The 24,172-nt window shown below is 45.7% G+C and carries 20 protein-coding genes, 3 tRNA genes and 1 riboswitch; of the genes, 21 read left to right on the top strand and 2 right to left on the bottom strand.

What is annotated here, in order from left to right; all coding sequences use genetic code 11:
• Positions 1 to 168 precede the first annotated feature (168 nt).
• Together Q5873_RS08790 and Q5873_RS08785 are read left to right on the top strand one after the other, a co-directional pair.
• Positions 169 to 244 (top strand) — tRNA-Trp (locus Q5873_RS08790).
• 12 nt (positions 245 to 256) lie between these two features.
• Positions 257 to 333 (top strand) — tRNA-Arg (locus Q5873_RS08785).
• A 92-nt stretch (positions 334 to 425) separates the two neighbouring features.
• Positions 426 to 593: riboswitch (cobalamin riboswitch) on the top strand.
• 321 nt (positions 594 to 914) lie between these two features.
• On the opposite strand, the gene Q5873_RS08780 is transcribed toward Q5873_RS08785, so the two are convergent.
• A tRNA-Leu gene (locus Q5873_RS08780) sits at positions 915 to 999 on the bottom strand.
• Positions 1,000 to 1,323: 324 nt separating this feature from the next.
• On the opposite strand from Q5873_RS08780, the gene yedE reads away from it, so the two are divergent.
• The 6 genes from yedE to Q5873_RS08750 all read left to right on the top strand — a co-directional run bounded on the left by yedE (position 1,324) and on the right by Q5873_RS08750 (position 10,562).
• On the top strand, positions 1,324 to 2,412 hold the full coding sequence (yedE, locus tag Q5873_RS08775) for a YedE family putative selenium transporter (protein ID WP_303060465.1): 1,089 nt from the start codon (positions 1,324 to 1,326) through the stop codon (positions 2,410 to 2,412).
• 453 nt (positions 2,413 to 2,865) lie between these two features.
• Positions 2,866 to 6,147, top strand: coding sequence for a transcription-repair coupling factor (gene mfd, locus Q5873_RS08770; protein ID WP_303060464.1), 3,282 nt, complete (start codon positions 2,866 to 2,868; stop codon positions 6,145 to 6,147).
• 23 nt (positions 6,148 to 6,170) lie between these two features.
• The gene (locus Q5873_RS08765; protein ID WP_288302212.1) at positions 6,171 to 7,751 is read left to right on the top strand and encodes a putative polysaccharide biosynthesis protein; all 1,581 of its coding nucleotides are present in this window, start codon (positions 6,171 to 6,173) and stop codon (positions 7,749 to 7,751) included.
• Positions 7,751 to 8,887, top strand: a complete 1,137-nt coding sequence (mazG, locus tag Q5873_RS08760; RefSeq protein WP_288302211.1) for a nucleoside triphosphate pyrophosphohydrolase — start codon at positions 7,751 to 7,753, stop codon at positions 8,885 to 8,887. Before Q5873_RS08765 ends, mazG begins: the two co-directional genes overlap by 1 nt.
• A gap of 63 nt (positions 8,888 to 8,950) precedes the next feature.
• Positions 8,951 to 9,229 (top strand): HU family DNA-binding protein, encoded by a 279-nt coding sequence (locus tag Q5873_RS08755; protein ID WP_028255203.1) that lies wholly within the window; start codon positions 8,951 to 8,953, stop codon positions 9,227 to 9,229.
• A gap of 175 nt (positions 9,230 to 9,404) precedes the next feature.
• Positions 9,405 to 10,562 (top strand): MGDG synthase family glycosyltransferase, encoded by a 1,158-nt coding sequence (locus Q5873_RS08750; RefSeq protein ID WP_303060466.1) that lies wholly within the window; start codon positions 9,405 to 9,407, stop codon positions 10,560 to 10,562.
• A gap of 101 nt (positions 10,563 to 10,663) precedes the next feature.
• On the opposite strand, the gene Q5873_RS08745 is transcribed toward Q5873_RS08750, so the two are convergent.
• Positions 10,664 to 10,996, bottom strand: coding sequence for a hypothetical protein (locus Q5873_RS08745; RefSeq protein ID WP_303060463.1), 333 nt, complete (start codon positions 10,994 to 10,996; stop codon positions 10,664 to 10,666).
• A 171-nt stretch (positions 10,997 to 11,167) separates the two neighbouring features.
• Here Q5873_RS08745 and Q5873_RS08740 point away from each other — a divergent pair, with 171 nt between their 5' ends.
• From Q5873_RS08740 to hemG, 13 genes are all read left to right on the top strand, one after another.
• Complete coding sequence (locus Q5873_RS08740) at positions 11,168 to 13,132, top strand: ABC-F family ATP-binding cassette domain-containing protein (RefSeq protein WP_303060462.1); 1,965 nt, start codon at positions 11,168 to 11,170, stop codon at positions 13,130 to 13,132.
• Positions 13,133 to 13,328: 196 nt separating this feature from the next.
• Positions 13,329 to 13,511, top strand: a complete 183-nt coding sequence (locus Q5873_RS08735; protein ID WP_028255199.1) for a hypothetical protein — start codon at positions 13,329 to 13,331, stop codon at positions 13,509 to 13,511.
• Between the two features lie 253 nt (positions 13,512 to 13,764).
• Entirely contained in the window at positions 13,765 to 14,244 is a 480-nt protein-coding gene (locus Q5873_RS08730; RefSeq protein ID WP_288302209.1) for a hypothetical protein, read from the top strand.
• A gap of 33 nt (positions 14,245 to 14,277) precedes the next feature.
• Positions 14,278 to 14,871: a DNA-3-methyladenine glycosylase I gene (locus Q5873_RS08725; RefSeq protein ID WP_303060461.1), complete on the top strand. Its 594-nt coding sequence runs from the start codon at positions 14,278 to 14,280 to the stop codon at positions 14,869 to 14,871.
• Between the two features lie 37 nt (positions 14,872 to 14,908).
• The gene (locus Q5873_RS08720) at positions 14,909 to 16,042 is read left to right on the top strand and encodes an AraC family transcriptional regulator (protein WP_028255196.1); all 1,134 of its coding nucleotides are present in this window, start codon (positions 14,909 to 14,911) and stop codon (positions 16,040 to 16,042) included.
• Between the two features lie 260 nt (positions 16,043 to 16,302).
• The gene (locus tag Q5873_RS08715; RefSeq protein WP_288190019.1) at positions 16,303 to 17,571 is read left to right on the top strand and encodes an SLC13 family permease; all 1,269 of its coding nucleotides are present in this window, start codon (positions 16,303 to 16,305) and stop codon (positions 17,569 to 17,571) included.
• Positions 17,572 to 17,784: 213 nt separating this feature from the next.
• Positions 17,785 to 18,684, top strand: coding sequence for a L(+)-tartrate dehydratase subunit alpha (ttdA, locus tag Q5873_RS08710; protein WP_303060460.1), 900 nt, complete (start codon positions 17,785 to 17,787; stop codon positions 18,682 to 18,684).
• A complete protein-coding gene (gene ttdB / locus Q5873_RS08705; protein WP_028255193.1) occupies positions 18,684 to 19,301 on the top strand; it encodes a L(+)-tartrate dehydratase subunit beta in 618 nt (205 codons plus the stop codon). The genes ttdA and ttdB overlap by 1 nt, the downstream gene beginning before the upstream one ends.
• Positions 19,302 to 19,561: 260 nt before the next feature.
• Positions 19,562 to 19,948, top strand: coding sequence for a thioesterase family protein (locus Q5873_RS08700; RefSeq protein WP_038154961.1), 387 nt, complete (start codon positions 19,562 to 19,564; stop codon positions 19,946 to 19,948).
• 192 nt (positions 19,949 to 20,140) lie between these two features.
• Complete coding sequence (locus Q5873_RS08695; RefSeq protein WP_028255191.1) at positions 20,141 to 20,557, top strand: DoxX family protein; 417 nt, start codon at positions 20,141 to 20,143, stop codon at positions 20,555 to 20,557.
• 255 nt (positions 20,558 to 20,812) lie between these two features.
• Entirely contained in the window at positions 20,813 to 21,841 is a 1,029-nt protein-coding gene (gene hemE / locus Q5873_RS08690; RefSeq protein WP_288302204.1) for a uroporphyrinogen decarboxylase, read from the top strand.
• A complete protein-coding gene (hemH, locus tag Q5873_RS08685; RefSeq protein WP_303060459.1) occupies positions 21,841 to 22,785 on the top strand; it encodes a ferrochelatase in 945 nt (314 codons plus the stop codon). Before hemE ends, hemH begins: the two co-directional genes overlap by 1 nt.
• Positions 22,786 to 22,789: 4 nt before the next feature.
• Positions 22,790 to 24,172: a protoporphyrinogen oxidase gene (gene hemG, locus Q5873_RS08680; protein WP_303060458.1), complete on the top strand. Its 1,383-nt coding sequence runs from the start codon at positions 22,790 to 22,792 to the stop codon at positions 24,170 to 24,172.

The raw sequence follows: 24,172 nt of genomic DNA, 5'->3' as shown, positions 1-24,172 counted from the left end.
AAACGCCGAAAGTACTTGGCTGGAGACGGCCCGGGAGGATAGGAAGTCGCTGATTCACTTCTTTAAGGCCGGTGGGGTCATCGGTCTTAAAGAAAAAATGGTGCTGCTACAAAAAAGCACTTGACACAGTCGCCAATACATGGTATACTGATTAAGTCGTTGAGACACAGGGGTATAGCTCAATTGGTAGAGTAGCGGTCTCCAAAACCGTTGGTTGTGGGTTCAAGTCCTACTGCCCCTGCCAACAATTATATATGACTCAGTAGCTCAGCTGGATAGAGCGTTTGACTACGAATCAAAAGGCCGGGGGTTCGAATCCCTCCTGGGTCACCAAAGTTAGCCACACGAGAGTGTGGCTTTTTACTTTATTTGACAGATTAACATATAGTATGATATTATATGATTGTTCTTGAGAGAACATCGCAATTACATATTTGGGAATGGGTGCGTAAGCATAATAGAGAAGCCGGTTAAAGTCCGGCACGGTCCCGCCACTGTAAGGAAGAGCGAATCCGATATGTCACTGGGTAACTGGGAAGGCAGGAGGAGCTATGAAGCCAAGTCAGGAGAACTGCCCATTCATCGTTCACCATTTGACCTACGAGCGATAGGGAGGAGAATTATAGAATCCTTTTCGTATGTGTCGTATGAAAAGGTTTTTTTGTTCATACGATTTATATATTAATGCTGTAAGGAGATATCGGGGACGAGCCAATATGTAGTCGTTCGGTATTATCACGAAAGTGTTAATATATTGTCATGATAATGTATGGGCGTACATTTTCATCATCTTCAATTGCATAAGCAATACAAATAAAAAGACACGATTCTCGACGAATAATAAGAATTGTGTCTTTTTGTTTTGTTTACTATATAATGAGAAAAGCACGAGTCATTTGACTCGTGCTTTTATTTGGTGCGGAAGAAGGGACTTGAACCCCCACGCCGTAAGGCGCCAGATCCTAAGTCTGGTGCGTCTGCCAATTCCGCCACTTCCGCGTATTGGAACGTCTATAATTCTATCAGAAGAGACCGTAAATGTCAATTATACAGTAAGGCTTTTATTGGTTTTTGCAATATATTTTATTTTACTATGAATTGAAATGCGGTTGATATGCATATGGTGCAGAGATAGTTTGTTAGTTAATGTGAGTCGAATTAACTTAAACGTATTTTAAAGGATAACTAGTAGGGGGAATAAATGAGAAATTAATATATTTTACTTTTAAATATATCATTGAAAATAATAACTCGCTTTATTATAATGGGAGCCGTCAGAAGCTGGCATTGTTAATCAATGCCTTAGGTAGAGGAGGATATAACATGGAGTTTTGGTATCAGAAAAAGGGATTATTGTTATTAGGGGCTATTGCCGGTATTTTTACGGCTGGATTAGCTTATATGGGAAATCCGGCGAATATGGCATTATGTGCAGCTTGCTTTATTAGAGATATGGCAGGGGCAATGAAATTTCATAATGCTGCGGCAGTACAGTATTTTCGACCGGAAATTGTGGGAATCATCTTAGGGGCATTTATAGTTTCTCTTAAGTCCGGTGAATTTGGTTCTAGCGGTAGCGGCTCTACACCTATACGTGTATTATTAGGTGCTATCATGATGATTTGCGCGCTTGTATTTTTAGGATGTCCTTTGCGTATGGTGTTGCGCATGTCGGCCGGTGATATGAGTGCGTATGTAGGCTTGGTAGGATTCTTAGGTGGTTTGGCTACCGGTATCGTATTTTTGAAGAAGGGATACACTTTAGGTGAAGCGGTGGCTACACGTAAGAGTCAAGGGTATACAGTCCCGTTGCTGGTGGCCGTTTTATTTATTATCAGTGTGGCAACAACCTTGTTTGCGGTAAGTACAAAAGGACCGGGTTCTATGCATGCGCCGGTTTTCTTTTCTTGGCTTGCCGGTTTGATCTTTGGTATTATTGCGCAACGTACGCGGATGTGTTTTTCCGGTGCTTTTCGTAATGTGATGATGTATAAAGATAGTACGATGCTTTGCAGTATTATTGGTATTTTCGTTATCATGCTGATATATAATTTAGGGACAGGGCATTTTAATATAGCTGCCTTCGGACCTATTGCTCATGGTGATGTGCTTTGGAATATAGCTTCTATGTATGGTGTAGGTCTGGCGGCGACGCTGGCCGGTGGATGTCCTCTTCGTCAATTGGTATTGGCCGGTTCCGGATCATCTGACTCGGCAATGACTGTATTGGGAATGCTCTTAGGTGCGGCTGTAGCACATAATTTTAATTTGGCGGCTGTGCCGGGTGTAGCCAGCAAGTTTGTGGTAGGCGGTCCCAGTATATCGGGACAGGTTGCAGTTATCATTTCCATTATTATTCTATTGGGGATCGGTATATGGGGAAGCCATAAAACAAAGGCATCTACTAACTAGAACGTGATGGACACTAAGCAGAATGTGACGGACACTAACTAGAATGCTAAGGATACTAACTAGAATGCTAAGGATACTAGTCGGAAGGTGAAGTATATCAACCAGAGGGTAAAGGATACTACCCGGAAAATAAAGGGACACGAAAGATACTACTGGAAGGTCAAAGACGCTGGCTAGCATGTGATGGATGCTAGATTGAACGTGATGGATACCGGCTTGTGCGTGAAGGATAGTGGCTAGGATACGAGTGTGGCGTTAGCTTAGCGTATAGATGAATCGCGTTATTGAATAGCGAAGTGTTGTCTATATGCTACTAATGTGGTACGATTAATGACATAGACGTGATTAATTACGGGCTTTGGCTTTGCTAAAGCCCGTTTTGGCGTGACTGAAAAAGAGTGGCTAGTCGAAGGGAAGACTGGGCAACTATTACGAAAGGTCTTGTAATATAGAATGAAAGAAATCACAGAGTTACTGCAAGCGTATCCGGCTTTTAAAGAAGCTGAGGCTGCGATTGCATCAACAAAGAAACATTTGATATATGGATTGGGCGGTTCGCAAAAGACATTCCTGTATAGCCGAGCTATGATTGATTACGGTCAGCGTCCGACGATTGTTGTCGTCCATGATAAAGAGCATCGAGAGCAGTGGGAACGGGACTTGGCATGTTTGCTACCGGACGTGCCGGTCATGTCTTTTCCGGTAACCGAGTCGGTAAGTTTTGCCGTATCGGCACGAAGTTTGGAACATCACGCCGCGCAAATGCGAGCACTTGGCTCCTTAGTCATGAATACACCGGTGGTAGTTATTGCTACGGCAGAGGAAGCAGCTCAACGATTGCCCGAACCGGAACAGGTGCAAAGCAATGTCATTGTTTTTTCGGTAGATGATACCATTGACCGTGACGATATGTTGGAACGGTTGGTAGGAATGGGGTATGAGCGAACCGATCAAGTAGAACAACGCGGGCATTTCAGTGTACGCGGAGATATTGTGGATATGTTCCCGGTCAATAGTGAGGTACCGTATCGCATCGAATTCTTCGGTGATACTATTGATACGATTCGAAGCTTTTCTTTGGATACGCAACGTTCGTTGGAATCGATGGATAGCTGTTTGGTGGTGCCGTTGCGTACCGAAAATGAAGAGCGCAGCGCTACCTTGCTTTCTTATGCGGCCCGGGGCCTTATCGTCTTTGACGAACCGGGACGTATTCAAGAGGCTTGGAAGAGTTTTATTAAAGAGGATCGAAGTCATCTCACCGATTTTTGCGACTGGTCGGAAGCAGTACGATCCATACGAAGCCAAGGAGAAATAGCCTTTACCTTTTTGCAGCAGCGCTTGTCCGGACTTAGTGGCTATACCGGCATTGGAGTACAAGGGAAATCCATGACATCCTTTGAACGACAGATACCGTTATTGACAGATGAAATTAAGCAGTGGCAACGAAACGGACATCGCGTGATCATCGTCATGAATAACCAACAGCGACGAGAAGGGATTGAACGGGCACTTACAGAGGAAGGCATTCACTTTAATCGATCCCGACAGCCAATGGATCCGGAAGGTTCTGTTCTCATCATGCAGGGACTGTTGTCGGAAGGTTTCGAGCTGCCTCATTGTCGCCTGGTGGTGGTTACGGAAGGCAATATTTTTGGTCAGCAAAAAAGGAAGCTTCGCAAGAAGGCAGCCAAAGGGAGAGAGATTAATTACTTTACCGACTTAAAGGTTGGCGATTATGTGGTACACAGCGTGCATGGTATCGGGAAATATGTAGGGCTTAAGACAATCGAAACGGAAGGCATTCACAAGGATTATATTGAAATTGCCTATGCCGGTACGGATCGCCTCTTTTTGCCGGCGGACAATCTTGACCAACTGCAAAAATATATCGGCAATGAAGGAGAGACGCCGCGGATTCATAAAATGGGTGGCGGTGAATGGCGTAAAATTAAGAATAAGGCGCAAAAATCAATTGATGATTTGGCGGAGAAGCTGGTTGCGTTGTACGCACAGCGCGAAGTAGTGGAAGGCTTTGCCTTTTTACCAGATCAGCCGTGGCAACAGGAATTTGAAGATGCGTTTCCTTATGAGGAAACAGAAGATCAGCTGCAGGCAACGCGAGAAATTAAAGAGTCCATGGAAAAGCCGTATCCTATGGATCGATTGCTCTGCGGTGATGTGGGATTCGGCAAGACGGAAGTGGCGATGCGCGCCATTTTCAAAGCGATTATGAGCGGTAAACAGGTAGCGGTTTTGGTACCGACTACAGTATTGGCACAGCAGCATTTTCAAACCTTTTCCGATCGATTTACACCGTTCGGCGCAAAAGTGGATGTGCTCAACCGATTCCGCAGTGTTAAAGAAAAACGGGAGATTATGCGACGCGCGGAAAGCGGCGAAGTGGATATTGTTATCGGCACGCATGCACTGTTGAATAAAAAAATTCACTTTAAAGACCTGGGACTTCTCGTGGTGGATGAAGAACAACGCTTTGGCGTAGCACAGAAAGAAAAATGGAAGAGCTGGGCCACTAATATTGATGTGTTAACATTGAGTGCGACACCGATTCCGCGTACCCTTCATATGTCACTGGTGGGAGTGCGGGAAATGAGTGTTATTAATACACCGCCGGAAGAACGCTTGCCGGTGCAAACCTATGTGGTGGAATATGACATGCAGATTATTGTCGATGCGGTACGCCGCGAAATTCAGCGTGGTGGTCAGGTGTATTTTGTATATAATCGCGTGCAATCCATTGAACATATGGCAGAACTGTTATCGCAGGCTATGCCGGATTTACGCTTTGCCATTGCCCACGGGCAGATGACCGGTTCACAAATGGAAGCCATTATGGTTGATTTTTATGAAGGCCATTATGATTTGTTGCTCTGCACGAGTATTATCGAAACAGGTCTTGATATTCCTAATGCCAATACAATTATTGTATATGATGCGGATCATCTGGGATTGTCACAGTTATACCAGATGCGTGGTCGCGTAGGGCGCTCGAGACGGCGAGCCTATGCGTACTTTATGTATCGTCCGGACAAAATGCTCAGTGAAGCGGCGGAAAAACGATTAAAGGCCATCGAAGAATTTACAGAGCTGGGGGCCGGCTTTAAATTGGCTATGCGCGATTTGGAAATACGCGGGGCCGGGAATCTGTTGGGCTCACAGCAGCATGGTAATATTGCTTCCGTTGGATTTGCTATGTATTGTACGATGTTGGAAGCGGCGATTGCCAAGGCGCAGCACAAGGAAGAAGCTCCTAAAGAAGTACCGGATCCGGTGATCGATCTTGAAATAGATGCTTTTATTGATGATGCATACATTCCGGACAGTGCACGGAAGATTACCTTATACCAGCGTCTGTTACATATTAAGACGCAGGAAGAACTCAATGATTTTACCGATGAATTAGTGGATCGCTTCGGTACACCGACACCGCCGGTGGATGCGTTGCTTCGCTTGGCTCGGGTAAGAGAAACAGCTCGTGCGTTAGGTCTTAAGAGCCTGGTATGGCGCGGACAAAGGCTGACATTGGTATGGGCGGATGACAGCAAAATGGCAGGCTGGGATATGGCAGCAGTTGACGAAGCCGTATGGAAACGTATAAAATTTACCGAAGGGAAGGATGGTAAAGCGACGACCCTGGTATATAATGTGTCCTCGTTGACGGGGGCACGTATACCGATTGTAGAAAATTTGTTGACGGAATTGGAACGTCGTTAACGGTAAGAAAACGGAGGTACCGGATGAATCGATTCTTAAAGGGGGCTATGATTTTAACCATTGCCGGTATAGTGGTTAAAATTATGGGCGCTTTCAGTAAGGTCATATTGGCACGCATCCTCGGTGGTGAAGGTATTGGCTTGTATCAGATGGCCTATCCGATTTATCAGATTATTGTAAGTATAGCTACGGCAGGATTGCCGGTGGCCATATCGATTATGGTGGCCGATAAGTTGGCGAATAATGATGCGTTGGGCGTGCAGAAAATCCACCGCGTTTCCATGAGCCTGCTGGCCACGTTGGGGCTTGTATTCAGTGTGGCCATGTATTTTGCTACACCTCTCCTTATAGACAGGGGTGGCTTGGTAACAGATCCGCGAGCGTATTACGCTATTTTGGCATTGTCGCCATCTATTTTTGTGGTGACATTGCTCAGCTGCTTGCGCGGATATTTCCAGGGATTCCAAGATATGTTGCCGACGGGGATGTCCCAAGTATTTGAACAGCTGTTTCGTGTAACTGCGATGGTGGGCCTCGCTTATTGGCTTTTGCCGAAGGGGCTTCACTGGGCAGCGGCCGGTGCCAGCTTGGCTACGCTACCGGGCGTGACGGCAGGACTGTTGGTACTGCTTTACTTTTATCGACGCCAACGGAAGGTGCGACAGGAATTACTGATAACACAAAATCCACAGGCAACAACGGAAACGGCGCTAGCCATTATGAAACGGTTAATTATCTTGGCCATTCCCGTATCCATGGCGAACATTATGATGCCGATTGTTTCGGGCATTGATTTAGGCGTTGTGCCGCGGCGCTTGGTGGAGGCAGGTTACACCGTTCGAGAAGCGACCACCTTGTTCGGGTATTTGACGGGCATGGCCACGTCATTGGTAAATCTGCCGGTGATCCTGACTACTTCGTTAGCGGCCAGTTTAGTGCCGGCTATATCGGAAGCCTATGCAAAGCGAAATATGGAGGAAATCAGGCAGCGTACACATATGGCAATGAAGATTGCCGCGTTGATTACCATCCCCGCTTTCGTTGGCCTTTGCGTGTTGGCTACACCGGTGTCGTCTATGCTGTATGCGACGCCGAATGCAGGCGGCCCGATTGCAGTCATGAGTCTTAGTATTTTTCTCTTGGGGATGCAGCAGGTTACTACCGGTGTCCTACAAGGGTTGGGACGAACGGCGATTCCTATGATTAATCTCATTGTCTGTACGATTTTAAAAATTCCCCTTAGCTGGTATTTGACGGCACAACCGGAATGGGGAATTAACGGCGCCGCGTGGTCGACGAATATTGACTTTGGTTTAGCGGCTGCTTTAAATATGATATTTGTCTACAAATATATTGGGTACCGACTGCCGCTGTTATTGATGATGAAAATTGCCTGCGCCGCATTAGCTATGGGCGGTGCGGCTGTTGTGGTTTACTATATGGCACTGTCCTTAACGGGAAATGCAGTTGCCGTACTGTTAGCCATTGTAGGTGCCGTTGTCGTATACGGCGGCGCATTACTGCTGACAAAAGCATTAGAGAAGGAAGATATATATCATTTGCCGTTTATTGGAAAGCGATTACGTCGAAAGGAGAATGCGTAGTGGACTATGTGACATTGTTGCGTGATAAAGAATATATACAAGCCGATGATGCGATATATGTAACATCGGCAGTGCGTATTGATCGCATGCCTTTCGATATGAGCGATGCTGTTCTTATCCGGGCTATTACGGCCGAAACTTGGTCAAGGGTAATAGAGGTGGTAACCTCACGTTTAGGCAAGGCGCGTCGACGAGTGTGGTTGGGAATTGCGTCTCATGCGGAGCCAAGCGGGCAAGAGGAGTTGCTATGGATACCGGAAGATGAAACTACGGATGTGACGGCAATGGTAAAGCAGACGGAATATAGCTGGTCACTGGTGGTGTTGCCTATGCAGAAAGAGGAAGACGCCCCGTTTACACTGGCTCCCCTGCGTGATGTAGTGGCAGCATTGCGGGCACCGGATGGATGTCCTTGGGATCGACTGCAAACACACAGCACCTTGCGAAGATATTTATTGGAAGAAATCTACGAAGTGTTGGAAGCCATCGATAACGAAGATGTGGACAATTTACGGGAAGAGTTAGGCGATGTGCTATTACAGATTGTATTTCACGCACGCCTGGCGGAGGAAGCAGGACAATTCAGCTTGCAAGATGTGATCGATGATATTACGACTAAGATGATCCGCCGACATCCGCATGTATTTAATCGTACGGACAGCGAAGGGGCGGCAACGGCCGTATTGTCCTGGGAAGCTTTGAAAGCACAGGAACGCGGTCATGAACGGCGCGGTCTTTTAGATGGTGTTTCCAAAGGGTTGCCGGCACTTCTGCGCGCTCAGAAGCTACAGGAAAAAGCCGCCAAAGTAGGATTTGACTGGGATTCGGTAGAGCCGGTATGGAATAAATTTTACGAAGAAATTGATGAATTTAAAGAAGCTGTAGCGGCGGGAGACCGCAAAAATGCTGAATTGGAAGCGGGAGATGTGCTTTTTTCCTTGATTAATCTGTTGAGATGGTATAAAATAGGCGGTGAAAATGCACTGAACCGCACCAATACTAAGTTTTACCGACGTTTTTCATATGTCGAGCACTGTGTCCGAAGCAGTAATACATCGTGGGATGAATTAACCCTGGCTGAATTGGATTCGTATTGGGATGCAGCTAAGGTGAACGAGAGAAGTCATTCTGTGTAACTTGTGGCAAGCCGCAAGATGGCATTTGAATGGATATATTCAAATTTTTAAGGAGGTTCTGTCATGAACAAAACAGAATTAATCGCAAGCGTAGCTCAGAAAACGGATTTAACTAAGAAAGATGCTGAAAAAGCAGTTAAAGCTGTTTTCGATACTGTTGCTGAAGAATTGGCAAAAGGCGAAAAAGTACAGGTAATCGGTTTCGGTACGTTCGAAGTACGTGAACGCCAGGCTCGCGAAGGCCGCAATCCGCAGACTAACGAAGTAATCAAAATCGAAGCTTCCAAATCCCCTGCGTTCAAAGCCGGCAAACAGTTGAAGGAATTAGTTAACAACAAATAATATGCGTTAACGCTAACCGCAAACTTCGGTTCAACAAGATCCGTGTAAGGATACACGCGAAGGACTGTAGCAGCATTCGACATGTACGAAGGCTGTTGCAGTCTTTTTTATATTACTCCTCGGTCTTAGATGTGGTATAATAAGCCGATAGGAGAAGGAGATTAGTATGCGTGATATGAAGAAACATCGAAAGGTGCTCATCGTGTCGGCGTCCATAGGGACGGGGCACACACAGGCAGCACGGGCTATAGAAGAATATTGGATGCAACAAAGTCCCGATACGGAAATTACGCATGTTGACTTTTTGGCGACAGATACCTTATCGTTCGATAATTTGCTGAAGGAAACATACATCAAGATGATTGACGTGTTTCCCATGATGTACGATTTGGTGTATCGCTTTTCCCAAGGTGAGCGCAAGGGTGGTATGATCCAAACCGTATTGTCTTGGTTGTTAAAACGTCGTATGCTACGCCTTATTCGGCAAGAGTCACCGGACGTTGTGATTTTTACTCATCCGTTTCCCTGCGGTGCTGCGTGTATATTGAAACGACAAAACCTTATCGACGTGCCGCTTATCGGAGTAATTACTGACTTTGCGGTGCATCAGTTTTGGGTATATCCACAGCTGGACGCGTACTATGTGGGTACGGAGGTTATGGTGGATGAGTTGGTGAAAGCCGGCATTGATTGTAGTAAGATTCACGTTACGGGTATTCCCGTGCGACGTCATTTCTTTGATAAAGCGATTGCGCAGTATGCGCTGACAAAACCGGTACGGGTTCTCGTGATGGGCGGCGGACTGGGATTGGGATCATTGGAAAGTGCCTTGCAACGTCTTGACGAGGTAGCGGCCATTGATGAATTTACCGTGGTTACCGGTCGTAATACAAGTCTTTACGAAGCGTTGCTGGATATGAAAGAGCGCATGCAAACGCCGGTGCGCGTATACGGTTATACGACGGATATTCCCGAGCTGATGGCAGAGGCAGCCTTACTGGTAACCAAGCCGGGGGCGCTGACTTGCATGGAAGCTGTTACCGTAGGTATTCCTATGGTTTTCTTCAATGCCATTCCGGGACAAGAGGAAGCTAATGCCTTATTATTGGAACAAAAAGGTTGCGCTCGTTGGGCTAGAGATATTCACAATCTAGAAGATGTAGTGACGGCGCTGCTTATCAATCCGGAGCGACTGCAAAACATGTCGCAACAGGCACGCGCTTGGCATGTGGACGGCGCAGCTAACATCGTAGCCTCTGTAGAGGCGATGCTGTCGGCAAAATGCACATTCGAAACCATCGGCGATTTACAAGAAAACACCCCGCAAGGGTAGTGACGTAGATATCATAATGACTATCATGGTAACAAATCGGTTACCGGATAGGGGATATCGGTCACACCCGGCGGGGTGTTTTGTGCTAAGTAAGCGGGGAATTAGAGTTCCGACGCGTCGAAGCGAGCAATATTTTCTTGGCGAATATCGCGTAAGTTAGCAAGCAAATCATCACTGGCGGCAAAGCGCGCAAAGAGTTGCCCGAAATAATGGGAGTCCTCTAAGGTTACGCTCCATTGATACGAATCATTTTCATCATATACAGAAAAAATAATCGGGCTGTCTAGGTCAGTCGGCACATTGCCGTTATCATCGGTGATTGTTGCGTAGGCACCGTCATCATCCAATTGATAGAACAGTACTTCTCTATCATCGATTTCTACTAACTCAAAACCCATTTCTTCATAAAACGATCCAACCGCGTCGCTGTCCATAATTTCCTCCTTATTGTCATGCACATATGAAAACGACTGAATGTCGCTGTGTAATTACCCCTATTGTACTTAAAAGAGGAAACAAATGTCAAATTGAGAAATATAGTTAACGATTTCTAGGAAGTAGTATATAATGGTAAGACATACGAAAGACATGGGAGGTACGACAGGATGAACGTTATCAGTTTACAAGAAGTAGAAAAATCATACGGTACGCGGCTGCTCTTTAAGGATGCATCCATGACAATTACCACGGAGCAACGCATCGGGCTTATCGGTGTAAACGGTACGGGCAAATCTACGTTCCTCAAACTATTGGCCGGAGTTATGGAGCCTGACAAGGGAAGCATCGAGAGAAACGGGAAAGCATCGGTGTATTATTTACCGCAGGCTCCGCAATTTGATGAAGAGGCCAGCTTACTGGAAAATATTTTTCTCGCCAATCACCCGTTACTAAAATTGGTTCGTGAGTTTGAAAGACAAAGTAAGATTGATGCTACATCACCGGCTTATGTGAAGTTATTAAATCGCATGGATGCCGAGGATGGATGGTCTGTAGAACAGCAGGCGCGGACGATTCTCACTAAGCTGGGATTGGGCGATGTAGAGCGACCGGTACGCTTGTTATCCGGCGGGGAACGTCGTCGACTGGCTTTGGGGCAGGCACTGCTATATCCGTGCGATATTTTATTATTGGACGAACCGACTAACCATTTGGATGAAGCCAGCATCGATTGGTTGGAAAAATATTTATTGGCGCGATCCGGCGGATTCGTGTTGAGTACACACGATCGTTATTTCTTGGATGCCGTATGCAATAGTATTTTAGAATTGGATAACCGTCGCTTTTATCGCTATGAAGGATCCTATGAAACCTTTTTGGAATTGAAAGCGGACCGTGAAGCGCGAGAAGCGGCGGGAGAAGCAAAGCGAGCCAAGTTGCTAAAACATGAATTAGCGTGGGTGCGCCGCGGTGCGCAGGCGCGTAGCACTAAACAAAAAGCGCGTTTACAGCGCTATGAAGCCTTGTCGGCTATGGAGAAATCGCGTCGTGTAGATACGCTGGATCCTATTGCTCTTAGCAGTCGTTTGGGAAAAACCATATTTGATATGGAACATCTTACCTTTGCCTTTGACGATAGACCAATTGTAACCGATTTTACATATCATGTGGTGAAGCATGATCGCATCGGTATCGTAGGGCCGAACGGTATTGGTAAGTCTACCTTTATGAAGCTGTTGGATGGAACCTATACACCGCAAGAGGGAACCGTAGGGCGCGGTGAAACCGTTAAAATTGCTCATTTTACGCAGGAGCTACCACCTTTTGACGAAAATCAAAGAGTGCTTGACTACATTCGTGAAGACCATCGCTATATGGTGCTCAATGATGGTTCCACACTTAGTGCCGGACAGGTGTTGGAACGGTTCTTGTTTACACCGGAGTTGCATGGGGTGCCGCTGCGCAAGTTATCCGGCGGCGAACGGCGACGCTTATACTTGTTAAAGCTGCTCATGTCAGCACCGAATGTGTTATTGTTAGATGAACCTACTAATGATTTAGACATTCCCACATTAAGTGTACTGGAAGAATTTCTTGATTCCTTTGGCGGTGTAGTGATTACCGTATGCCATGATCGTTACTTCCTAGATCGTGTGGTAGATAAGTTGTTTGTTTTTGAAGGAAACGGTGCCGTGCGTATTTTCCATGGTTCGTATTCGGATTACAAGGAACAGGTACCGGATGCACAGGACACGTTGGCAAAGCGCGGTCGTCTTACGCAGACCAAAGGTGAAAAACAGACAACGCCTGGGAGTGGGGTATCTGAGAATAAAGTAGTTGTAGGAAATAGTTCCTCATCTGAAGAGGGCGATATACATGCGGAAGCGCAGGATAAGGAGCAGGCGAAGCGTAGTAGTAAGAAGCCCCTTAATTTGGCGGAACAAAAGGAACTGGAAGAGCTGGAAGGAAAAATTGCTGAAAGGGAAGGCCTAATCAAGGCGTATGAAGCCATGCTGGTGCAGTTGGCGGATGATTATGAAGCCTATGAACGAACAATGGCAGAAAAAGCAGAGGCCGAAGAAAAACTGGAGAGTGCAATGGAACGATGGATGGAGCTATCGGAGCGTGCATAATATAGTACAACTGTAAGCATATCGGTGTGGATATTCTCAAAAATTTAACGATTCGTTGATTACTGATGGTTTTGTTAAAAGCATAATTGAAATTACTCGTTTGAATAGTATATACTAAGATTAAGGAGATGGACTGATTTAAACAAGAAGATTTTTTGTTGATGTTTTTACACTTTCAAAAAGGGAGGAAGTTGCCATGAATAGTAACAACTGGGGTGGTAAACGCGCAGGCGCGGGCCGCAAAAAATCGTTGTTTGAACGGAAGGGTCGTACATTTCGCTTAACTGACGCAGAATTTTTAGAAGTAAAGCCGATGATTGAAGCGGTACGGAAGCGTACCGAAGAAGCTGCTATGGTGGCTATGAAATCTCGGCAGTAAACGTAGTACGAATAAACAAAGGGGCTGACCTCGTAATGTGGGGTCAGCCTTTTGTGTTATATGGAAAGGGGGTATTGAGTTACAGTAGTCGTCTATATTACAATAAATAAAGAATTATCGATGTAATGTCGGTAATCATTAATAGACTATGCGTGATAACCCTATTGGAAACAGCTAGGTTGTTGCTGGTGGTAAAACAGTGTATGTGACGTTGCTACATCACTTGTTGCCAAGGGGTACTAAGGAGGATTATATGAATACGAATACATATATTGCGTTAGAGCAGTTGGGAACGGAGGATGCTGTGACTCGTGTAGCCGCTGTTGTGGTAGATGGTGTTGGAACGGCTACGGATCCGGTTATTTTGGAAGGCAAGGCTGCGGACGTAGCTGATGTGATAGCTAAGGTAATTGCTACCGGTCATGAACGTTGGCAAAACTGGTTAGTCATGGAAAAGGCGGCGGCCGTATTTGCTAAGGAATATACGGACAGTGTTACTTACGGTGATGTAGCTGATTATATTGAAGGGTTTGTAAAAATGGACATGCTGGTGTTGACAGAATTTAATGCGTTGTTAGAGGCAGCGGACGAAGCTGTTAATCGCATGTTGGTACGTGTTTTGCGTGGCTTTATGAGTAAGCAACGTCAAATTATCATCGGCCTTACCGCACCGATTGAAGCGGACAGGGCGGAAGCAAATAAAGAATTGCTAGAACTGCTCGGCCTTTGTTAGATTGTAGTAACTACTGCTGGGAGGTATGGGAGGATGAAAGGACCACAAGAGAGACGCCGCTGCTCATGGGCTGAGCGGAGTCCGGAAGAATCAATATACCATGACACGGAATGGGGTGTGCCTACGCATGAGGACAGTACAATCTTTGAGTTTTTAGTTTTGGAAACCATGCAGGCCGGATTGAGTTGGACGATGATTATGAAACGTCGGGAAGGTATGCGTAACGCTTTTGATGGTTTTGATTATCATAAGATTGCTGCTTATGATGATGAAAAAGAAGCGGTGTTATTGCAGAATCCGAACGTGATTCGCCATCGACTAAAAATAGCTTCCCTAAAAAAGAATGCCCGTGCATTTATGAAGGTACAGGAAGAGTTTGACAGCTTTGCTGCGTATATCTGGGGATTTACTGATGGTAACACCATCGTTGGGCATTGGCAAAAGGAAGAAGATGCGCCGGCAACAACGGCTTTGTCGGATACGATCAGTAAAGACTTAAAGAAGCGAGGCTTTACTTTTGTAGGTAGTACGATTGTGTATTCTTTTTTGCAAGCCATTGGTGTAGTAAATGATCATATCGTAAGTTGTCCGCGGTATCGTATGTTAGTAACCCCCGAGAATGAGTAGAGTCCAAGAATTAGCAGAGTCAGAGAAAGAGTAACGTATGCGTTATTTTAATTATGTATATACACACAATCATATACAGATGAATGGCTACATTTACCGAATCAGTACGTATCATTATAATTGGCATCCGGAGGTAGAGGTACTTATTGTACTGCAAGGCTCCGTAGAGGTTTGTCATGATGGCGATTATACGGTGCTGGAAGCAGATGATTGTATTATATTGTCGCCGCAATGCGGTCATGCGACATTGGCGATGACACCGGATACGATTGCGTTGGTATTGCATTTGCCACCGGAGATGATGACTGCCTATGATGCGGATTTTATGCAATATACATTTTGTGTGTACAGTGATAAAAACTCAAGGTACACGCGTCCTTTTGAAGCAATGCGACGATGGGGTGCCGAGTTTATGCGCTTAGGTGTCACTGCAGCAGCGCGCCATCCGGATAGACAAGAAAGTCGTACGCCAAAGCAGCGTGAATTGCGTACTGGTTTATCTCCAATGGAAGCGATTACGGCAGAAGGCCTTATTATGCATGTGGCGCGTACAGTGATGGAACTGGTTATGCCCGTGCGCATTCGACCGGATGGGCACGCGCCGGCAGTTGCCAGGGAAGCTACGTTTGAAAAGATGATTGCTTACATCGATGCTAACTATACATCTCGTATCGAACTGAAGGATATTGCTGCCATTGGCGGTTACACCGAAGGCTATGCATCACAATTTTTTAAACGGCAATTGGGTATTTCCTTTATGGAATATGTTATGCGTATGCGACTTAGGGCTGCGGCAGTGGCATTGGTTAATTCGGAAGAACGAATTGTTACCATCGCCGGCGAATGTGGATTTACCGATGTAAAAGCGTTTAATACGATGTTTAGAAAACATTTTAGGACGACACCGTCCGCTTATCGCAGGACAGCTCGGCGTATAGCACGGCAAACAGCATTGCAGGATTGGAAGGAATACATAGCCGCCGATGATGCATCGGTGCATCAAGTGTTGGAGCAATATATCCGTACCGGACTGACCGGGTATGGAACTGTGAAAGATAAAAATTATAGTCATGACAGGCAGCGCTGTAAAGAGTTAGAAGCCTCCTTGGCGGATACAAAGGCAACATTGCAACAGTTGTGGCAGCGGTTAGAAGACATTTCTAAAAAATAACGAATATACCGATTTTGTATATAGATATTGCGTATACTATTTAACGTAGATATGAATATATAAGGAAAACACCGTAGGTAGTTAATCTACCATACGGTGTTTTTTTATATAAACGGGGATGCCCCTTACTGATACGTGGTAGTGCTGAGAGAAAGTATGCTATAAACACATCCTTATTATCGGATAGAGGGATTTTAATAAATCCGTATAATGAAACACAGATACGATGCAGTACAGGTTAATCAGAGAGGAGCATTACAATGGATGGTGTAACAATCACCCTGGCATTTCTAGTGTTTGCCATTATTATGTTTGTTTGGGAAAAGATTCCCCTGTCGATTACGGCGATGATAGTTGCGGTAGGTTTGGTATTGACCGGCGTTATTACGCCAAAGGAAGCTTTCGCCGGTTTTGTAGACAGCAACGTACTTTTATTTATGGCGATGTTTATTGTAGGGGCCGCTTTCTTTGAAACTGGCATGGCCCAACAAGTAGGTGGCTTGGTAACTAAGTTTGCAAAAACAGAGCGCTTGCTCATCGTTGCGGTAATGACGATTACCGGTGTCATGTCCGGCTTCTTGTCGAATACGGGAACGGCCGCGGTATTGATACCGGTAGCAATCGGTTTGGCACAAAAGGCAGGCTTTAAAAAAGCAAAATTCTTGTTACCGTTGGTATTGGCATCGGCCATGGGTGGTAACCTTAGCCTCATCGGTGCGCCGGGAAATATGATTGCTCAATCCGGTTTGGCTAAGATTAATTTATCGTTTGGATTTTTTGATTACGCCCTGATCGGTTTACCGGTATTGGTAGTGGGCATTATCTACTTTGTTCTTATCGGTTATAAATTGTTGCCTGACGAACCGACGCGGGAAACAGAAGATACCTATGAGGGAACGCCGGATTACAGCCATGTGCCGACATGGAAAAAATGGATGGCGGCGATTGTACTGGTGGCCACTATCGTAGGAATGATTTTTGAAAAGCAGTTAGGTGTAAAGCTGTATGTAACGGCTTGGATCGGTGCGTTGGTTTTAGTAGCCACAAAGACCATCAGCGAAACAGCGGCGGTAAAATCGATAGACATGAAAACAATTTTACTGTTTGTAGGTTCGTTGGCGTTAGCCGGAGCATTGGTTAAAACCGGTGCCGGTGCTGTAGTGGCCGATACGATTATTGGCATGCTTGGCGATCATCCGTCACCGTTCTTGCTGATGTCGGTTATCTTTATTCTGTCGGCAATCTTGACGAACTTTATGTCTAACACGGCAACAACAGCACTTTTAGTGCCTATTGGAATTTCGTTGGCTCAGCAAATGGGGGCAGATCCGAAAGCCGTGTTGATGGCTACCGTTATCGGCGGTTCCTGTGCATATGCTACGCCTATAGGTATGCCGGCCAATACGATGGTGTATAACATAGCAGGCTATACATTTATGGATTACATGAAAGCAGGGGCTCCGCTGATAGTAGTGTCCACCATTGTTTCATTGATTTTGTTACCTATATTCTTCCCCTTCTACCCATAAGCGTGTATAGTAATACACAACAGGACTGATTTCAGCAAGTGTAATATATGGCTGAACGTTTACTACAAATACAATGTGTGCGTAGTAACGTAACGGGAAATGGGCATAGACGTGTGATTTTATCAAAGTATGAAAGTACAAAGAGTACTTATACATAACAGTAGATACGTAGTAGATAGTTAAAAAGTGAGTGTGCAAGGAGGCTTACAAGCTATGGAAAAGGAAAAACAAGTGCAGATCATGACACAGCAAATAGCTGATTTCGTCAGCTATATGGCGCGAGTGTTGCCGGATGATGTAGAGGCGAAAATTAAAGAATTGGCAGCCGATGAAAAGAATCCGTTAGCAAAAACAATTTACGAAACAATGAAGACAAATATGCAATTGGCTGCAGAGCTCAAGCGACCGTCTTGTCAGGATACCGGTGTGTTACAATATTGGGTAAAATGCGGATCTAATTATCCTTTAATCGGTGAATTGGAAGAGATTTTACGGGAAGCTACCTTTAAGGCAACGCAAGAAGCCCCGCTACGCCATAATTGCGTAGAAACCTTTGATGAATATAACACAGGTAAAAATATCGGTACCTCTGTACCCTATATCATGTGGGACATCGTGCCGGGCCATGATGATGTGGAAATCTTCCCGTATATGGCCGGCGGTGGTTGCTCCTTGCCGGGAAGCGGTAAAACATTGATGCCCGGTGAAGGCTATGAAGGGGTAGCTAAATTTGTACTTGACCTTATGACTTCGTATGGTCTTAATGCATGTCCGCCACTGCTTGTGGGTGTTGGGGTAGCTACTTCGATTGATACGGCTGCATTATTTTCTAAGAAAGCATTGATGCGTCCGGTAAGCTCTAAGAATCCGAATGAAAAGGCAGCTTATATGGAACAGCTATTGGAAGATGGCATTAACAAATTGCATTTAGGACCACAGGGTATGGGCGGCGATAAATCCGTCATGGGTGTAAATATTGAAAACGGTGCTCGTCATCCGTCGGTTATCAGTGTAGCCGTTAATGTAGGATGTTGGAACCATCGTCGTGGCCACTTGGTATTTACAAAAGACGGCGCATGTCAGGTATTGTCTCATAGCGGGGTGAAATTCTAATGGAAAAGAAAATTTTAACAACGCCTATTTCGGCAGCAGATTTAGAAGATATTAAAGCAGGCGATATTATATATCTTACCGGGCACATAACGACATGTCGTGATGTAGCGCATCGCCGCTTGGTAGAATACGGTAGAAAATTACCGGTGGATGTACGTGACGGTGCCATTTTACACGCCGGACCGATTGTGCGTAAGGTAGACGGCAGCGACGACCGTTATGAAATGGTATCGGTAGGACCGACAACAAGTATGCGTATGGAAAAATTCGAATACGAATTTGTAAAAGAAACCGGTGTGCGATTAATTGTCGGTAAAGGCGGTATGGGTCCCAATACGGAACGAGCTTGCCAGGAGTTTAAAGCTTTGCATTTGGTATTCCCCGCAGGTAATGCTGTGTTGGCAGCAACGGAAGTAGAAGAAATTGAGTCGGCTAACTGGAAGGAATTAGGGATGCCGGAAACCTTGTGGACATGCCGGGTAAAAGAATTCGGGCCGCTTATCGTATCCATTGATACACATGGCAATAACTGGTTCGAACAGAAAAAGGTGGAATACAATGCCACCAAGGAAGAAGTCTTAGAAGATATTTATAAGCATGTGCAGTTTATAAAATAACAAATATCAGGTGTGATAATGGAGAACTCTGTAAGGAGTATAGTGGCGCTTTCTATAGGAAGCATACATCCAAACAGGTAGGCAATCTATGTTAAAACCGCTCTTTTCGGAATCGTACCGAAAGGGGCGGTTTTTGCGACTTGTTCTTATTTTGCGAATTGCTTATAATAGGAGCATATGTGTCGGCACGCCTATGTTTGACAGGCGTAGCGTGAATAGGTATGAAAAAGGTTATGTGTATATGCAATCGGGAGGTAAATATGGCAAAAGAAATTAGCGTAGGTACAGTAGGAACAGCGGAAGTAGCGGTAACGGCAGTGAATACAGCCGATGTTATGGGCAGCGGTACACTACCGGTGTTTGCCACGCCGGCAATGTGTGCATTAATGGAAAAGGCGGCCGTACGCGCAGTAGAAGATTTCATGGAAGACGGTGAAAGTACCGTAGGGATTAAGCTTGCGATTAGTCATGATGCGCCATCTCCCTTAGGTGCCGAAATTACGGCAACCGCAACAATTACAGCAGTGGAAGGACGCAAAGTTTCTTTTGCCGTAGAGGCACGTGAAGGAGATCGAATCATCGGCAAAGGTACTCACGAACGTTTTATTATTGATTGCGAACGGTTTATGAACAAATTGAAAAAATAAAAATTATTGAGTACACGGATGGTGTGGCAGGTGGATATTTACCAAGTGTGATGGCTGTAGGCACCGAGATAAAATCCCGTGACGATTAATTCCTAACAAAAAATAGGATTGTAAGTTGACAACGATAGAAAAGTATTGTACTATACATTCATAAATTTTATATCCTTGATTTTTGAGTGGGGTGTATATACTATGAATATTTTATTTAAGAATTTATTTGCTTACCAAGATGTGGGCTTACTTATCTATCGTTTGGGCTTTGGTGCATCGATGGCAGCACATGGCTATCTGAAGTTTGCCGGTGGCGAAGGAACCTTAACGGCGGTAGGAAGCATGCTTTCTATTTTTGGTATTACCGATGGCTTTTACACATTAGGTGTAATGGCAGCGGCTGCAGAACTGTTAGGCGGTATCTTACTTTTGCTCGGTCTATTGACTCGCTTTGGTGCGTTGTTAGTAGTAGGCACCTTAGTAGTGGCTACAGCAGTAGGCTTTAGCGGAGGCTTCATGAAGTGGGACTATCCGTCGCAGATGGGACTGGGGGCGTTGATGCTTCTCATTGCCGGTCCGGGACGATACAGTATCGATCGCTTTTTAATGCGTCGCTGATTCCGGCGTTGCCACGAGCACAGGCAGTTGCATATTTGTATGATATAATTCAAAACAAGGTATAGGACATAACAAAATGGGAGGTATCGCATTTTGTTGTGTCCCTTTTTATTATCAATAGAAAAGAATAGTTGTCACTCGATAGAACAGAGTACTGTTTTATCATAGAGAGATGACTAAAATATATCTATTTTCATTTGTTGATGGAAATGGTATGATTAATGGAGATATTACTTAATCAGAAAGAAGATACCAATGAATAATACATACGTAACAATGATTCGCGGCGAGGTGCCGCAACACACGCCGGTGTGGTTTATGCGCCAAGCCGGTCGGAGTCAGGCCGAATACAGAAGGATTAAAGCCAAATATTCCCTGTTTGAAATTACGCGCCAACCGGAGCTTTGTGCGTATATAACAAAGTTGCCGGTAGATGAGTACAATGTGGATGCGGCTATTTTGTATAAAGACATTATGACGCCGTTGGTACCTATCGGGGTGGATGTGGATATTAAAGCCGGTGTGGGACCGGTGATTGCTAATCCCATACGGTCCATGGAGGATGTGGCGAGGCTGCGCGCACTTGATGTAGAAGGCGAATTGCCGTATATGATAGAAACTATTCGTCTGTTAACCGAGGAAATGCTACAGGTACCACTAATAGGTTTCGGTGGTGCGCCGTTTACCTTGGCCAGTTATATGATTGAAGGCGGTCCCTCCAAAAATTATAATAAGACGCGACAAATGCTGGTATGTCGTCCTGATATTTGGGATGCGTTGATGGATAAGCTGACGCAGATGACGATTGCCTACTTGGGAGCGCAGATTAAGGCCGGTGCCGCAGCCATACAGATCTTTGATTCTTGGGTAGGGGCGGTAAACCGTGCCGAATACGAAGTGCGGATTTTTCCCTGGATGGAGCGGATTATTGGCACATTGAAACAGCAGTATCCGGAAGTACCGATTACTATGTTCGGTGTCGGTACCGGACATTTGTTGTCGCTTTGGCGTAAGCTGCCGCTGGATGTAATCGGTTTAGATTGGCGTTGCACGGTGGCAGAAGCCAGCGAAATGGGAATTGCGCAGACCTTACAGGGCAATCTCGATCCGGCCTATTTGTTTGCGGATTGGCCGATTATTCGTCGAGAAATCGATCGGATTTTGGAAGAAGGAAAAGCACACGGCAAACACATTTTTAATTTGGGTCACGGTGTTGTGCCCGAAGCCGATCCTGATGTGTTGAAGCGGATTACCGCATATGTACACGAGGTTACAGCAAAATAATGAAAGAACGAGATGAAACATCGCAGGTAGTGGGGCTGTTAGTTTTAGACTATGGCACTCCCTTGCGAGAAGAAGATATTATGCCGTATTACACGCATATACGGCGAGGCTATCCACCGACGGCAGCCGAAGTGGAACGATTGAAAAAAAGATATCGGGCCATCGGCGGCACATCGCCGCTAGCCGCTTTGACGGCGGCACAGGCGCAAGCACTGGCTGACGCGTTGAATGCATCAGCTACGACTGTGCGGTATCGTCTGTTTACGGGACATAAGCATTGCGCACCATTTATAGAAGATGCGGTAACGGAAATGGCAGAAGCAGGTATTACGGAAGCGGCTACGATTGTTATGGCGCCGTATTTTTCCTTATTTTCTACTGCTGCCTATTTTGAACGTGCCCGTCGACGTGCAGCACGTTATGGTTTGACGTTACACGAAGTACAAGCGTGGAACGAAGAACCGGAATTTATACACTATTGGACGAATGCATTGGAGAAGACGCTGTCTACTACGGGCCGTGATGCATCGGTGGCCGTTATATTTACGGCACACAGTTTGCCGTATCATGTTATCCATATGGGGGATAGCTATCCGGCGCGTATCGAGGCAACGGCTAAGCGAGTGGCCGAAGAAGTAGGGCTTACCTCGTATCACATGGCGTGGCAAAGTGCCGGCGTACGCGGTGACTGGCTGACGCCGGATGTGGCGACGGTGACGAAAGAGGTAGCCGATGATCCGACTGTGCGCACGGTCGTATATGTGCCTATCGGTTTTGTATGCGACCATTTGGAAGTACTTTATGATAATGATATTGAATGTAAAGCCTTGTGCGATACATTGAATCTTGCATATACACGCGTAGATATGCCAAATACCAATGCTACATTTATAGAGGCTATGCATCGGGCGGTGTTACGCACGGGAATCGAACAACAGAGGTGATAGAATGAGTCGAGTGGCGGTGATTGGCGGAGGACTGACAGGTCTTTCCACTGCCTATTATTTGGCAAAGGAAAAGCCGAACTGGCAAATAGATGTGTATGAAAAGGAAGCACGTTTTGGCGGTAAAATAAAAACAAAGCGAGTAGATGGTTATGTGGTGGAAATTGGACCGGATTCATATTTGGCCCGAAAGACAGCGATGACGGAACTCATTAACGATGTCGGCCTCAGCGATACGATTGTATCGAATGCCACCGGACAAGCGTATATTTACGATCGAACAAAAATGTATCCTATCCCTGGCGGATCCATTGTAGGGATACCGACGGAATTTATTCCTTTTGCCATGTCGACTCTCATATCCTGGAGCGGAAAAGTACGAGCCATGCGGGATTACTTCACCTCTCCGTATCCAACGGATGGCGATGTATCTATCGGTGATTTTTTCCGCTATCATTTAGGGCAGGAAATGATGGATAAGCTTATCGAGCCGCTGCTGTCCGGTATTTACGGCGGTGATATTTATGAACTTAGTCTTGATGCGACCTTCCCGGAATTTCATGCGCTGGAACGCAAAGCCGGCAATATGGTAAAAGGCATGCTGGCAGCGCGTAAGCAACGGGCGGCGATGCGTCCTAAAGGAGCAGTGCCGCAAGGACAGTTCCGTCAAGTGACGGGCGGTTTGGAATCGATTATTGATGCCTTGGTAGAGTCTATGCCGGAGAATGTAACCCTTTACGGGAATGCGGCAGTGACGGCGATAAAAAAAGAAGACGGTTTTGTAGTCACAGCAAAAGACAGGACTACTCGTTATGATCGCGTGATTATTACGACGCCGCCACAGGCATATCGGGCTTGGTTCAGCGATGATGCCGCTATGGCGGAGCTGATGAACATGGATTTATCGTCATGTGCGATTGCGGTCATGGCATTTGAACGAAGCGCCTTCGATGCGCCGTTGAACGGTACGGGCTTTGTAATTACTCGTAAGACCGATACACCGTTGACGGCTTGCACGTATATCAGTTCAAAATGGCCACAGACGACACCGGCCGATAAAATCGTGCTTCGAGTTTTCCTCGGTAAAGCCGGTGATGATACGGTACAGCGCATGGACGAGGAAGAATTAAAAAAAGTGGCATTGCATGAAATTCAACGCATAATGGGATTTACGGCTATGCCGCTGTGGATTGAAATTACGCGCCTTAACAAGAGCATGCCACAGTATAAAGTAGGGCATCGCGAATTGGTAGGACGCATTAAGGAACATGTAGCCCGGACGTATCCGGGACTTGACGTTATCGGCACCCCCTTTGATGGTGTAGGCATGCCGGACGGTGTGCGACAGGCAAAGGAATTGGTAGACCGATTGAAAAAGGAGGTATAA

This window comes from Veillonella magna, assembly GCF_959600285.1.
GTDB classification, from domain to species: domain Bacteria; phylum Bacillota; class Negativicutes; order Veillonellales; family Veillonellaceae; genus Veillonella_A; species Veillonella_A magna.
Note: the sequence above shows the minus strand (reverse complement) of the source record. Positions and strands in the feature narration are given on the sequence as shown.